At 71.5% G+C, this 12,338-nt stretch carries 13 protein-coding genes and 1 tRNA gene; 5 read left to right on the plus strand and 9 right to left on the minus strand.

The features are described 5' to 3' along the window. Positions 1-2: 2 nt before the first annotated feature. Positions 3-584 (minus strand): peptide deformylase, encoded by a 582-nt coding sequence (def, locus tag IEQ44_RS07115; RefSeq protein WP_193637737.1) that lies wholly within the window; start codon positions 582-584, stop codon positions 3-5. A gap of 86 nt (positions 585-670) precedes the next feature. Between def and IEQ44_RS07120 the strand changes: the two genes are divergently transcribed. The 3 genes from IEQ44_RS07120 to IEQ44_RS07130 are packed head-to-tail and all read left to right on the plus strand — an operon-like array spanning position 671 to position 4,742. After that, on the plus strand, positions 671-2,035 hold the full coding sequence (locus tag IEQ44_RS07120) for an acyl-CoA dehydrogenase family protein (RefSeq protein WP_193637738.1): 1,365 nt from the start codon (positions 671-673) through the stop codon (positions 2,033-2,035). Positions 2,036-2,049: 14 nt separating this feature from the next. Beyond that, positions 2,050-3,273 (plus strand): acyl-CoA dehydrogenase family protein, encoded by a 1,224-nt coding sequence (locus IEQ44_RS07125; RefSeq protein WP_193637739.1) that lies wholly within the window; start codon positions 2,050-2,052, stop codon positions 3,271-3,273. A 29-nt stretch (positions 3,274-3,302) separates the two neighbouring features. Then, positions 3,303-4,742, plus strand: coding sequence for a GuaB1 family IMP dehydrogenase-related protein (locus tag IEQ44_RS07130; RefSeq protein WP_193637740.1), 1,440 nt, complete (start codon positions 3,303-3,305; stop codon positions 4,740-4,742). Here IEQ44_RS07130 and IEQ44_RS07135 read toward each other — a convergent pair. Further along, the gene (locus IEQ44_RS07135) at positions 4,726-5,850 is read right to left on the minus strand and encodes a galactokinase (protein WP_193637741.1); all 1,125 of its coding nucleotides are present in this window, start codon (positions 5,848-5,850) and stop codon (positions 4,726-4,728) included. The two genes, IEQ44_RS07130 and IEQ44_RS07135, sit on opposite strands and share 17 nt — an antisense overlap. Positions 5,851-5,886: 36 nt before the next feature. On the opposite strand from IEQ44_RS07135, the gene IEQ44_RS07140 reads away from it, so the two are divergent. Beyond that, positions 5,887-6,477, plus strand: coding sequence for a nucleosidase (locus IEQ44_RS07140; RefSeq protein ID WP_193637742.1), 591 nt, complete (start codon positions 5,887-5,889; stop codon positions 6,475-6,477). A gap of 15 nt (positions 6,478-6,492) precedes the next feature. Here the strand turns inward: IEQ44_RS07140 and IEQ44_RS07145 are convergent, their stop codons facing one another. From IEQ44_RS07145 to IEQ44_RS07165, 5 genes are all read right to left on the minus strand, one after another. Continuing rightward, positions 6,493-7,071: a LysR substrate-binding domain-containing protein gene (locus IEQ44_RS07145; RefSeq protein ID WP_193637743.1), complete on the minus strand. Its 579-nt coding sequence runs from the start codon at positions 7,069-7,071 to the stop codon at positions 6,493-6,495. 328 nt (positions 7,072-7,399) lie between these two features. Then, positions 7,400-8,761, minus strand: a complete 1,362-nt coding sequence (locus IEQ44_RS07150) for a GDSL-type esterase/lipase family protein (RefSeq protein ID WP_193637744.1) — start codon at positions 8,759-8,761, stop codon at positions 7,400-7,402. Beyond that, positions 8,758-8,895: a hypothetical protein gene (locus IEQ44_RS07155; protein ID WP_193637745.1), complete on the minus strand. Its 138-nt coding sequence runs from the start codon at positions 8,893-8,895 to the stop codon at positions 8,758-8,760. The genes IEQ44_RS07150 and IEQ44_RS07155 overlap by 4 nt, the downstream gene beginning before the upstream one ends. After that, complete coding sequence (locus IEQ44_RS17610; protein WP_193637746.1) at positions 8,892-9,440, minus strand: collagen-like protein; 549 nt, start codon at positions 9,438-9,440, stop codon at positions 8,892-8,894. The genes IEQ44_RS07155 and IEQ44_RS17610 overlap by 4 nt, the downstream gene beginning before the upstream one ends. 153 nt (positions 9,441-9,593) lie before the next feature. After that, positions 9,594-9,679 (minus strand) — tRNA-Leu (locus tag IEQ44_RS07165). A gap of 96 nt (positions 9,680-9,775) precedes the next feature. On the opposite strand from IEQ44_RS07165, the gene IEQ44_RS07170 reads away from it, so the two are divergent. Then, a complete protein-coding gene (locus tag IEQ44_RS07170) occupies positions 9,776-11,122 on the plus strand; it encodes a M20/M25/M40 family metallo-hydrolase (protein WP_193637747.1) in 1,347 nt (448 codons plus the stop codon). A gap of 12 nt (positions 11,123-11,134) precedes the next feature. On the opposite strand, the gene IEQ44_RS07175 is transcribed toward IEQ44_RS07170, so the two are convergent. Next, positions 11,135-11,359: a DUF5703 family protein gene (locus IEQ44_RS07175; RefSeq protein WP_319804541.1), complete on the minus strand. Its 225-nt coding sequence runs from the start codon at positions 11,357-11,359 to the stop codon at positions 11,135-11,137. A gap of 11 nt (positions 11,360-11,370) precedes the next feature. Continuing rightward, complete coding sequence (locus IEQ44_RS07180; protein ID WP_193637748.1) at positions 11,371-12,324, minus strand: aldo/keto reductase; 954 nt, start codon at positions 12,322-12,324, stop codon at positions 11,371-11,373. Positions 12,325-12,338: the final 14 nt, after the last annotated feature.

A 12,338-nucleotide genomic window follows, 5' to 3' on the forward strand; every position in this document is an offset into this window, starting at 1 on the left:
TCTCACCCAGCCGGCCAGAGCGCGGGGTAGCGCTTGGCGGCCTTGTCGTGCGCCTTGGTCAGCTTCTTGCGGAGCTTGGTGGGCAGTCGGTCACCGAACACCGTCCCCTCGGTGTGGTCGGTCTCGTGCTGCAGGCAGCGGGCCAGCAGTCCGTCACCCTCGAAACGGACGGGGGAGCCGTCCAGGCCGACCCCTTCGACCGCGGCCCAGTCGGGACGGGCGCACTCCACGAACGCGCCGGGGAAGGAGAGGCACCCCTCGTCGTCGACGTCGAGGACACGATCGGGCCCCTCAGGCAGGACCAGGTGCGGGTTGCAGACCACGCCGACCGTGCGTCTTCCGCTGGCGTCGGGACAGTCGAAGACGAACAGAGCGACGTCCTCACCGATCTGGCAGGCGGCGAGTCCCACACCCTCGGCCGCGTACATCGTGGCCACCATGTCGGCGGCCAGGGAGCGCAGCTCCTCGTCGAACGTGGTCACCTCAGCCTGCGCGCGGTGCATGACGTCTGCGCCCCATCGGGTGATGGGACGAACGGTCCCTCCGGTGGGCAGCGGACCGTGGGGGGCGTGGGGGACGTCCATGCCTCAACCCTAGACGGACCCCTTATGTGACCTGCGTCACAGGTGTCACTGTGGCGCGGTGTGTAACTCACAGTTACATTTGGCGCATGGCATCTCCCTCCTCGCGCCGTCCCGCCCCTGGCCGGGCCACGGGCCACGGCTTGGCATCGACCGAGAAGCGCGCCCCGATCGGCTACGCGGTGGCGGCACTGAACAAGCTCGCCCAGAGCGACGTGCTCGACCGGCTGGGACTGCGTGAGCGCACCGAACGCATCGTTCACGGGGCGACGAGCAACGGGTTCCGCTCGATGGCGGCCGTGAGCCGCGCCTTCAGCCGGAAGGGCTCGGCGGAGGCCGGGGTGCGCCCCGCCCCCGCCAACCCTGCGGGCGTCTTCGACCTGACACCGTCCGAGGACGAGCAGATGCTCGTCGACGTGGTGCGCGAGTACGCCCGCGAGGTCCTGGCGCCCAACGCCGCGGAGGCTGACGACTCCTGCACCACCTCCGACGTCGTGCTCAAGGCCAGCGTCGAGATCGGTCTGCCCATCCTCGGGTTGCCCGAGTCCGTGGGTGGGATCAGCGAGGAGCGCTCGGCCATGACGGGCGCCCTCGTCGCCGAGGCCTTGTCGCAGGGCGACATGGGCCAGGCCCTCGCCGTGCTGGCCCCGGGGTCGGTGGCCACCGCCATCGGCCTGTGGGGCACCGACGAGCAGCAGCAGACCTATCTTCCGGCCTTCACCGGCGACGACGTCGCCGCCGCGGCCGTGGCGCTCGCCGAGCCCATGGTGCTGTTCGACGCGATGACGCCGGCCACCCGCGCCACCCGGACCGACGACGGCTTCACCCTCGACGGAGTGAAGTCGGCGGTCGTACGGGGGGCCGAGGCCGAGCTCTTCGTCGTCGGAGCCCTGCTCGACGACCGGCCGGCGCTCTTCCTCGTGGAGTCGTCGGCAGCCGGCCTCACCGTCGAGGCAGACCCCTCGATGGGTGTCCGGGCCGCCGGACTGACCAAGATCTCCCTGGACGGCACCCCGGCGCAGCTGCTCGGCGACTCCGAGGGACGCGCGTACGCCGACTGCGTACGCCTGGCGCGCGTCGGGTGGTGCGCCCTGGCCGTGGGCACGGCCCAGTCGGTGCTGGACTACGTGACCGACTACGTGAAGACCCGCGAGGCATTCGGCGAGCCGATCGCGCACCGCCAGTCCGTCGCCTTCATGGTGGCCGACATCGCGATCGAGCTGCAGGCCATGCGCCTGCTCACCTGGCGCGCGGCGTCCCGTGCGGCCCAGGGGAAGGACTTCGCTCGCGAGGTCGCGCTGGCCCGCCGGCTCTGTGCGGAGAAGGGCATGAAGATCGGCCTCGACGGCGTCCAGCTGCTCGGTGGCCACGGATTCGTCAAGGAACACCCTGTCGAGCGGTGGTACCGCGACCTGCGGGCCGTCGGCGTGATGGAAGGAGCAGTCCTCGTCTGAGGACGGTGCACACCATGATCAACCTCGAGACCCCCCGCAAGCACCGCGCCCTCGTCGACCAGGCCCACCAGGTCGCGATGAACATGCTGCGCCCCATCTCCCGGAAGTACGACCGCGCCGAGCACGCCTATCCCAAGGAGCTCGACATGCTGGCCGCGATGATCGACGGCCTCTCCGACTCGGGCACCTCCCAGGGCGCCGGCGCCAGCGGCGCGGCCGTCCCCGAGACCCCCCGGCAGTCGTCCGACCCCGACAAGGTGCGCAACGGTGCCAACCTGGCCTCCATCCTCTCGGTCGCCGAGATGTGCTGGGGCGACACCGGACTGCTGCTCTCGATGCCGCGCCAGGGCCTGGGCAACGCCGCGATCGCCGCGGTGGCCAACGACGAGCAGAAGGCCCGCTTCGGCAAGGTCTGGGCCTCGATGGCCATCACCGAGCCCTCCATGGGTTCGGACTCCGCCGCGCTGACCACCACGGCCGTCAAGGACGGTGACCACTACGTCATCAACGGAGAGAAGATCTTCGTGACCTCGGGCGAGCGTTCGGACGCCGTGGTCGTCTGGGCCTCCCTCGACCGCTCGCTCGGTCGAGCCGCCATCAAGTCGTTCGTGGTCGAGAAGGGCACCCCAGGCATGAAGGTGGAGCGGCTCGAGCACAAGCTCGGGATCCGGGCCTCGGACACCGCCGTGATCACCTTCACCGACTGCCGTGTGCCGGCGGAGAACCTGCTGGGCAGCCCGGAGATCGACGTGAAGGCCGGCTTCGGTGGGGCGATGGCCACCTTCGACAACACCCGTCCCCTGGTGGCTGCCATGGCCATCGGTTGTGCGCGCGCAGCGCTCGACCTCACCCGTGACCTGCTCGAGGGTGCCGGCGTCGTCATCGACTACGACCGCCCGGCCCAGGTCCAGAGCGCCGCCGCCGCGACCTTCCTCCAGCTGGAGGCCGACTGGGAGGGGGCGCGCCTGCTGACCATGCAGGCCGCGTGGATGGCGGACAACAAGAAGCCCAACTCGCTCGAGGCCTCGATGTCGAAGGCGAAGGCGGGGCGCGTGGGCTCGGCCGTCACCCTCGGCTGCGTCGAGCTCGCCGGCACCCTGGGCTACAGCGAGAGCGAGCTGCTGGAGAAGTGGTCGCGAGACTCCAAGATCCTCGACATCTTCGAGGGCACCCAGCAGATCCAGCAGCTCATCGTGGCCCGTCGCGTCCTGGGCCTCTCGAGCGCGGAGCTGAAGTAGTCGTCAGGGGTGGCCGGTAGGTTGCCCTCGTGCGATTCCTCGATGACCGGACCCCGAGCCACGACCTGACCTACCACGACGTCTTCATGGTGCCCGCTGCCTCGTCAGTCGCCAGTCGGGGGGACGTCGATCTCTCGACGGCCGACGGCACGGGTGCCCGCATCCCGTTGGTGGCCTCCAACATGACGGCCGTCTCCGGGCGCCGGATGGCCGAGACGATGGCTCGTCGCGGCGGTCTGGCCGTGCTGCCGCAGGACGTGCCCCTGGCCCGGGTGGCCGAGACCGTGGCGCGGGTGAAGCGCAGTCACGTCGTGCTCGACACCCCGGTGCAGCTGCGGCCGGACCAGACCGTGGACGAGGCCTTGGCGCTGATCCCGAAGCGGGCCCATGGCGCGGCACTGGTCGCCGACGCCGAGGGGCGACCCCTGGGACTCGTCGTCGAGGAGGCCTGCCGCGACGTGGACCGCTGGACCCAGGTGCATCGGGTGATGGACCGCGAGCTGCTGCTGGTGGACGTCGACGAGGACCCCCGCGCGGTCTTCGACCGGCTCGACCACACCCGTACGGCGCTGGCTGTCGCCGTTGACGACGCCGGTCGGTTGCTGGGGGTCCAGAGTCGTCAGGGGGCGCTGCGAGCGACCCTCTACACGCCGGCCGTCGACGACTCCGGGCGGCTTCGGGTCGCCGCGGCGCTGGGCGTCAACGGCGACGTGGCGGAAAAGGCGGCCAGCCTGCTGGGCGCCGGGGTGGACTGCCTCGTGCTGGACACGGCGCACGGACACCAGGAACGGATGATCGCGGCCTTGCGGGTCGTGCGGGCGCTCGATCCGCGCGTGCCCGTCGTCGCCGGCAACGTGGTCTCGGCCGAGGGCACCGTTGCGTTGCTCGACGCCGGGGCCGACATCGTGAAGGTGGGCGTGGGCCCAGGAGCCATGTGCACCACGCGCATGATGACGGGCGTGGGGCGTCCTCAGTTCTCCGCGGTCCTGGAGTGCGCCACCGCCGCTCGGGAGCGCGGCGGTCACGTCTGGGCCGACGGGGGCGTCAAGCACCCCCGGGACGTCGCCCTCGCGCTGGCTGCCGGTGCCGCGTCGGTGATGGTCGGTTCGTGGTTCGCCGGCACCCACGAGTCACCCGGGACCTTGGCGACGGACGCCGAGGGCCGTCGCTTCAAGCAGTCCTTCGGCATGGCGTCGGCTCGTGCCGTCGCCCAGCGGACCGCCACGGAGTCGAGCTTCGACAGGGCCCGCAAGGCGCTCTACGAGGAGGGCATCTCGTCGTCGCGGATGTACCTCGACCCCGAGCGCCCGGGGGTGGAGGACCTCGTCGACCAGATCTGCAGTGGCGTCCGTTCCTCGTGCACCTACGCAGGAGCCCGCACGCTGGAGGAGTTCCACGCCCGGGCCGTGGTGGGCGTGCAGTCAGCGGCCGGATTCGCCGAGGGCCGTCCGGTCACATCCAGCTGGTGACGCCCTCGCCCGGCAGCAGCCGGGTCGCGGCCCCCGAGGCCACCGCGGTCCACACCGTCGGCACGGCCCAGGACCTCGCCGTGAAGGCACCTCTCAGGCTCCTCCGGACGGTCTCCGTGGCCGCTTGCGGACAGAGCGCGATGGCGCAGCCGCCGAAACCACCGCCCGTCATCCGCGCACCCAGTGCGCCCCCGGCGAGCGACGTCGAGACGACCAGGTCGAGCTCGGGGCAGCTGACCTCGTGGTCGTCGCGCAGACTTCGGTGGGAGGCGATGAAGAGCTCGCCGACCTCGTCCCAGTCGCCCCGCTCGAGGGCTCGGACCGCCTCGGCCGTCCGCCGGTTCTCCGACAGCACGTGTCGCCGTCTCCTTGCCAGCACGGGGTCGTCGGGGGTGCCGAAGTCGCTGAGGGCGGCCGTGGCCTCTGCTCGGCGGCGGGCGAAGTCACCGCCCGCGTTGTCGTGACGCACCCCGGTGTCCACCACGAGGAGGTCGAGACCGGCCTGCTCCGGGCGCCAGGGCACGGCCCGCCGGGCGCCGGTGCCGAAGTCGAGCAGGAGGGCGTGACCCGCGGTGGCCAGCAGCGCCACGCTCTGGTCCATCCCTCCTGTCGGCACGCCGACGTGCTCGACCTCGGCGGCGACGGCCGGGTCGACGAGGTCGGGGTTGGGACGCTCGGAGACGGCACGCTGGACGGCACAGATCAGCGCCGCGGAGCTGGAGAGTCCTGCCCCGACCGGGAGCGTCGTCTCGACGTGGAGTGCGATCCCGCCCCGGTGTCCCACGGCCTGCAGCGCCCCCAGGACGTAGGCCTCCCACCCGGTGGACCGTGCGTCGACCCAGCCGTTCCAGCGCAGGTCGTCCCCGCTGCTCATCCGGACGGCCCCCGGAACGGCGTCGGGCAGCGGGCCCACGGCGACCCACGTCGACTCGGCCAGGGCGATCGGCAGGCAGAGCCCACCGAGGTAGTCAGTGTGCTCGCCGATCAGGTTGACGCGTCCGGGCGCTCGCCCCACCGCTGTTGCGGTCACACCGTGGTGTCGGCGGAGGCCGTCGACCGCTGCCTGTGCCAGGTCAGGGGGAGGGTTCGGGACGACGCTCGGGGACACACGCTCAGCGTAGGCGCCCAGCAGTAGGGTCACGCCATGTTTTCGTGGACCTTTGCCAGCGCTGCCCGCGACGCCCGGATCCTGGTGGTCGCGGCCACCCAGGTGGAGGCGGCCCACGTGCCCGGGGACCTGCCACTGCTGGTCACCGGCATCGGCAAGACGCCTGCTGCGGCGCTGACCGCTGCGGCCCTGGCCACCCACCCTGCTCCCGAGACGGTGACGGTCTTCAACATCGGCACCGCCGGTGCCCTGCGCCCGGGCCTGCACGGCCTCCACGAGCCGACGGTGGTGGTCAACCACGACATGGACGGCGACGCCGTCCGGGCGTTAGGCTACGACCCCGAGGAGCGGTTGCACCTGGCGCCGGCGGGCGACGGGGGAGACCTGGTGCTGGCCACCGGCGACCTCTTCGTCACCGACCCGGAGCGGCGCGACCAGCTGGCCCTGGGGGCACATCTGGTGGACATGGAGGGCTACTCCGTGGCGTGGGCCGCTCGTCAGTTCGGTGCTCGGGTGCGACTGGCCAAGCATGTCTCGGACAAGGCTGACGCCTCCGCCCTCGACTGGAACGCCGTCGTGGACCGCAGCGCACGGGCGCTGGGGGAGTGGCTCGCCGACCAGGTGTGAGGGTGGGGCCGACCCTCAGCGTGAGCTGCGGGCCGTACGACCACGGACGACACCGACGAAGGCCTGGGTGCGTTCGTCGTCGCGGTCCTTGGGCCAGAGAAGGGCCATCTGGGTCGTCGGCAGGTCGGTGACGACGGCGTGGGTCACGTCCTTGCGGTGGTGCAGGCGGGCCACCGACATGGGCACGACGACGACCCCGGTGCCGGAGGCGGCGACCTCGATCGCGTCCTTCACCGTCATCGGCCCGAAGGGCAGCTGGTCCATCCGGCTGGGGACCCCGGACGGCACCCCGAGCGGGAACTGCTCGTCCGCGAGGTCGGCGGCGCTCACCTCGTCGAACCCGGCGACGACGTGCTCGGTGGGGACCACGACGACGGGCAGCTCCTCGTAGAGGTGCACGCAGTGCAGGTCCTCACCCGCGCCGGGCACCGGCAGTCGGGCCACCGCCATGTCGACACCTCCGTCCTCCAGCAGGGCGCGGACGTCGGCCTCCTCTACGGGCAGGAGCTCCAGCGGCTCGCGAAAGCGCTCCCTCCAGTGCCGGGCCCACTTGTCGGGCGTGGCACCGGGCACGAAGGCGATCCGCAGGGTCATGGGGCGAGGCTACCGAGGTGGACATCGGCGGCATCCCCTCGGTTCCGGGACATCTGCCCCACTCGCGGCACGGGTGACATGAGACGTTCGGGCCGTACCGGTCGCCATCCACTTCGGACGGCCGGACGAGAGCGAGCCCGACCCCTTCTTCGCCGGGGGAGTGCTCGGCACCCTGGAGCTGCTCCAACACTGCCGCGACGTCATCGGCACCCTGCCGCACGTCTCGTCCCTCCCGGTCCTGCGGCGCACGGGCGGTACGCCCTTCCTGCTGCACCGGGGGGGGGCTGATCCAGCACCCTCACCCAGATCCTGGGTCGACCTGAGGCCGTCAGGAAGCGGAACCGGGGAGTGGGTCAGGCCACGCGTCGTCGGTGGTCCACTCCACCCAGCTGGTCACCTCGTCGCCGGCCTGCCACGTGCCGAGTTCATCCCCGACGACCGTAGGAAGACGGAAACTCAACTCTCCTCGTCCCGTCCAGGTGCCCAGAGGCGCTGTCTGCAGGGCCTGGTCGGTGACCAGCAGGCCGTAGTGCTCCCGCCCGGGTGGCCGGAACCCCACCGGCAGGTCGAGGACCGTACGGCGCTCCGATCGCACCAGACCGACCGTCGCCGGTGTTGGCTCGAGCCGGAGCCGGACCGTCACGCGGTCCTCCACGCGGCGCAACGCGCACACACCATCGGTCCCCGCGACCCGCCACCCGGCTGACGGCGCCACCACACGCCAACCCGAGTCCCGGACCGGGATCGGTTCGACCTCCTCCCGCGGGCCCTGCGGCGCAGGGGCGACGGCGAGGCTCTTGGCCATCAGCTGGGCGATGAGCGCGTGCCCGGCGTCGCTCGGGTGCACGAGGTCGGACGAGATCACTCCGCTCGGGTCCCCGTTGCGGTGTGCCTCCTCGAAGAAGCCCGACAGGTCGACGAAGGAGACGTTGTCGCGAGCGAGTGCGATCTCACGAAGCGTCTGGCCGTACTCCGCCCACTCAGCACCCGTCACCGAGGTCTCGAAGCGACGGTAGGTGTGCACCAAGAGGTGGCACCGCGTCCTCATGGCGTCGAGAGCGGCTTCGACGTTCGCCCGGTAGTCGCGGACGGAGACGAAGGTGCTGCCCGGGACGGAGTCGTTCGAGCCGATCATGTGGACCACGAGTGTCGGGTTGAAGACCCCGATCCCGTAGAGGTGGCCGGGGCTGCAGTAGTTCGCCGACGTCTGGCCCGCGTTGGCGCCGTTGAACCCTTGGATCCCTGGTGCGCTGGGCACCTCACCCGACGCAATGCCGAGCCGCATGACGGCTGTCTCGCTCCCCCCGGACGGGTGAGCTGCTTGCAGCTGGGAGACGAAGAGGTTGGGCCACCGGCGCTCCACGGTCGACGCCCCTGCCCCTTGGGTCGTCGAGGAACCGAGGAAGACCACCCGCGGCCTCCGTGACTCAGACCGCGTGCAGGCCGCCCACCAACGGCCCAGACCGGACGGATTGACCAGCGCGGTGGAGTGCTGCCCGACGCGCGCGTCCACGAGTGGCTCCACGTCTCGGTCGAGGACGAGAGCCGGAAGTTCGCTCCAAGGCTGCTGACCGTCCCCGACCTTGTGCCGGAGCGTGTCCACCTCGAAGCCGGGCTCACCGGCGGCCAGGACAGGGTTCGCACGGCGCCACTGGGCCGCGGTGCCACGACGCAGCTGGATCCGAGTCACGGCTCGCCTCCGTCGAGGACGTCCTCGACGGACTCCGCCTGCGCCGCTGGCGCTGACGTGAGGGCGGCGGCGCCGCCGAGGATGACCGCCAGGAGACCACGCCGCGAGGGCTGTCCTTCACGCACCGGGTTCACGGAGCGCCTCCGTCGATCACGGCGCCAGCGCCTTCTCCCGCAGGTCCTGGCTCACCCCGGGGCCCCTGCTCACCCCGGGGGCCCTGCTCCCCACGGGGACCGGGTTCCCCCTGCTCACCCTGTTGACCTTCGGGGCCCTGGGGACCCTCGGCACCTCGGGGGCCAACTGGGCCCGCAACCCCTGGCCTGCCCGGCGTTCCGGTGGCGCCGTCGGCTCCCCGTGGTCCCGTCGGGCCCATGGCGCCCTCGGGTCCCACCGCTCCGGCTGGACCGGCTGGACCGGCTGGACCCGGGGCGCCTCTCATCGAGACGGTCCGCATCCGCGCGCCGCGGGGACACTTCCGCTTACCGGATCGCGCCGGCGCCACGATGACGCCCCGCTTGACGCAGGCCTTGACCTTTGCGGCGGGAGCGGCGGCCTGGGAGGTGGCCTCCTCGGACGGCACCGGTCCGCTCGGACTCTCCAACAGCGTCACCGCGCTGGCTCCCGACGCTGCCACGACAACGACCAGCGCCCCCGCAACCATCGTTGCTCTCATGCTCATGGGGAGATGATGGGGCTTTCGCCCGAGCGGGTTTCACGAAACGTCCAAATTCTTGGTCGTGGTCTCGTGGCCGGACGTTGGCGTGCAGGGACCTGCCGGCGCCCGGGAAACGCGGCAGGCCCCGGTCCATGAGGACCGGGGCCTGCGTGTCTGTGTCCGAGGGGGGACTTGAACCCCCACGCCCGATAAAGGGCACTAGCACCTCAAGCTAGCGCGTCTGCCTATTCCGCCACCCGGACGAGCAACGAGCAGAACAGTAGCAACACCGTGGGCCAACCGAGAAACCGGGGCCACGGGTGGTCGGCAGGGTTGCGCCGACCGGCGAGGATGGGGGCATGTCCGACGAACCGAACGCCCGGCCCGACGCCGACCCAGCTGCCCGTCCGGGCTCCCACGACGCGGCGGCAGAGGTGGTCGACCTGTGCCGTGACCTGATCCGGATCGACACCTCCAACCCGGGTGACGGCACCGGACCGGGGGAGCGTCGCGCCGCCGAGCACGTCGCGTCGCTGCTCGACGAGGTCGGCATCGCGAGCGAGATCATCGAGTCCGCGCCGGGGCGTACGTCGGTGGTCGCGCGGTGGGGTGGCAGCTCGGGCGAGGGACTCCTGCTCCACGGACACCTCGACGTGGTGCCCGCCCAGGCGGACGACTGGACCCACGACCCGTTCGCGGGCGAGGTCGCTGACGGCTACCTCTGGGGTCGCGGCGCGGTCGACATGAAGGACTTCGACGCGATCCTGCTCTCCGTCGTCCGGGCGAGGGCCCGGGAAGGACGGATCCCCGAACGCCCCGTCGCCCTCTGCTTCACCGCCGACGAGGAGGCTGGCGGCCACCTCGGCGCCGAGGTCATCGTGCGCGACCACGCCCACCTCATCGACGACTGCACCGAGGCCGTCGGCGAGGTCGGCGGGTTCAGCACGACGGTGCGGGGCAAGAGGATCTACCTCATCGAGGCCGCCGAGAAGGGCATGGCCTGGATGAAGCTGACCAGCCGCGGCACCGCCGGCCACGGCTCCATGGTCAACCGCCAGAACGCGGTCACGTCGCTGGCCGCCGCGGTGGCCCGGGTCGGGGCGCACGACTGGCCGGTGCGCCTGACCCCGGCGATGGAGGTGCTCCTGGGATCGGTGGCCGAGATGGTCGGCTCGGAGGTGACGCCGGAGAACGCCGAAAACCTGGTCAGCGAGTTCGAGAGCTCCACCCGCATGCTCGCCGCGGTCATCCGCAACACGGTCAACCCGACCATGCTCGACGCCGGCTACAAGGTGAACGTCATCCCCTCCGAGGCCACGGCCCACCTCGACGGCCGGTTCCTGCCGGGCTACGAGGACGAGTTCTTCTCGACCCTCGACCAGCTCCTGGGGCCTGATGTCCAGCGGGAGTTCGTGAGCCACCAGCAACCGTGGGAGTCGCCCACCGAGAGCACGCTGATGTCCTCCATCACCCGTTCGCTGCTGGCCGAGGACCCCGACGCCGTGGTGGCCCCCTACCTGATGAGCGGCGGCACCGACGCCAAGCACTTCCGTCGCCTGGGCATCACCGGATATGGCTTCGCGCCGCTCCGTCTGCCGGCCGACCTGGACTTCGGGGCGCTCTTCCACGGCGTGGACGAGCGGGTCCCCGTCGACGCGCTGCAGTTCGGCACCCGCGTGTTCGACCGGTTCCTCGACGAGGCGTGAGCCGCTCGGCGCTCAGACGAAGGAGAACGAGCGCCGCTGACGGATCACCTTGCGCTTGAGCACCACCGCCCTGCTGCCGTCCGGACGGATGCGCAGCCGGGAGAGCTCCCACCCTCCGGTCTCCGCCCGCTCCACCAGGAGGCGCCGCACCGCGCTGCGTGAGAAGTCGCCCGGGTAGACCACGGTCTCGACCTCCCACTCCACGCCGGGCGAGAGTCGTGTGCGTGCCTGCACCACGGTCGTCCCTCCTATCCCTGGTCGGCCGAGACGTCGTCGAGGGCGGCGACGATCTCGGGGGGCAGGGTGAGGTCCTCCACCGAGAGCGCCGACTGCAGCTGGGCGGCCGTCCGGGCGCCGACGATCGGGGCGGTCACCCCGGCACGGTCCCGCACCCAGACGAGGGCGACCTGCAGGGGCGTCCAGCCGAGTCCCTCAGCGGCTCGGCAGACGGCCTCGACGATGCCGCGGCCCCGCTCGTCGAGGTAGGCGTTGACGAACCCGGCGAAGTGGTCGGAGGCGCCGCGCGAGTCCTGGGGGGTGCCGTTGCGGTACTTGCCGGTCAGCACGCCCCGTCCCAACGGCGACCAAGGCAGCACTCCCAGGCCCAGGGCCTGGGCGGCCGGGAGCACCTCGTGCTCCACCGACCTCTTGAGCAACGAGTACTCGACCTGGGTGCTGGCCAACGGCGTACGCCCCGGGACGGCCTGCTGCCACGTGGCGGCCTGCGCGGTCTGCCACCCGGTGTAGTTGGACACCCCCACGTAGGCGGCCCGACCGGTCGTCACTGCGTGGTCGAGCGCGGCCAGGGTCTCCTCCAGGGGAGCCTCGTCGGTCCACACGTGCACCTGCCACAGGTCGACGTGGTCGACGCCGATGCGGCGCAGCGACTCGTCGAGGTTGGCCAGGAGCGTGCCGCGTGAGGTGTCGGCGACGCGGTCGTTGCCACGGCGTCCCACCCCGGCCTTGGTCGCGATCACGACCTCGTCGCGACGCACGACGTCGCCGATGAAGGTGCCGAGCAACGCCTCGGAGGCACCGTCGCCGTAGCTGGCCGCGGTGTCCACCAGCGTCCCGCCCGCGTCGTGGAAGGCGCGGAGCTGGTCACGCGCCTCGTGCTCGTCGGTGTCACGCCCCCAGGTCATGGTGCCCAGACCCAGGCGTGACACTCGGAGTCCGGTTCGTCCCACGGCACGCTGCTGCATGGCGCACACGGTAG

The organism is Nocardioides malaquae, from assembly GCF_015070385.1.
Lineage (GTDB): Bacteria > Actinomycetota > Actinomycetes > Propionibacteriales > Nocardioidaceae > Nocardioides > Nocardioides malaquae.

Coding starts and splice junctions, on each gene's coding strand:
- IEQ44_RS07120 (WP_193637738.1), top strand. CDS start 671: ATGGCATCTCCCTCCTCGCGCCGTCCCGCCCCTGGCCGGGCCACGGGC.
- IEQ44_RS17610 (WP_193637746.1), bottom strand. CDS start 9,440: ATGAGCATGAGAGCAACGATGGTTGCGGGGGCGCTGGTCGTTGTCGTG.
- def (WP_193637737.1), bottom strand. CDS start 584: ATGGACGTCCCCCACGCCCCCCACGGTCCGCTGCCCACCGGAGGGACC.
- IEQ44_RS07170 (WP_193637747.1), top strand. CDS start 9,776: ATGTCCGACGAACCGAACGCCCGGCCCGACGCCGACCCAGCTGCCCGT.
- IEQ44_RS07140 (WP_193637742.1), top strand. CDS start 5,887: ATGTTTTCGTGGACCTTTGCCAGCGCTGCCCGCGACGCCCGGATCCTG.
- IEQ44_RS07125 (WP_193637739.1), top strand. CDS start 2,050: ATGATCAACCTCGAGACCCCCCGCAAGCACCGCGCCCTCGTCGACCAG.
- IEQ44_RS07145 (WP_193637743.1), bottom strand. CDS start 7,071: ATGACCCTGCGGATCGCCTTCGTGCCCGGTGCCACGCCCGACAAGTGG.
- IEQ44_RS07180 (WP_193637748.1), bottom strand. CDS start 12,324: ATGCAGCAGCGTGCCGTGGGACGAACCGGACTCCGAGTGTCACGCCTG.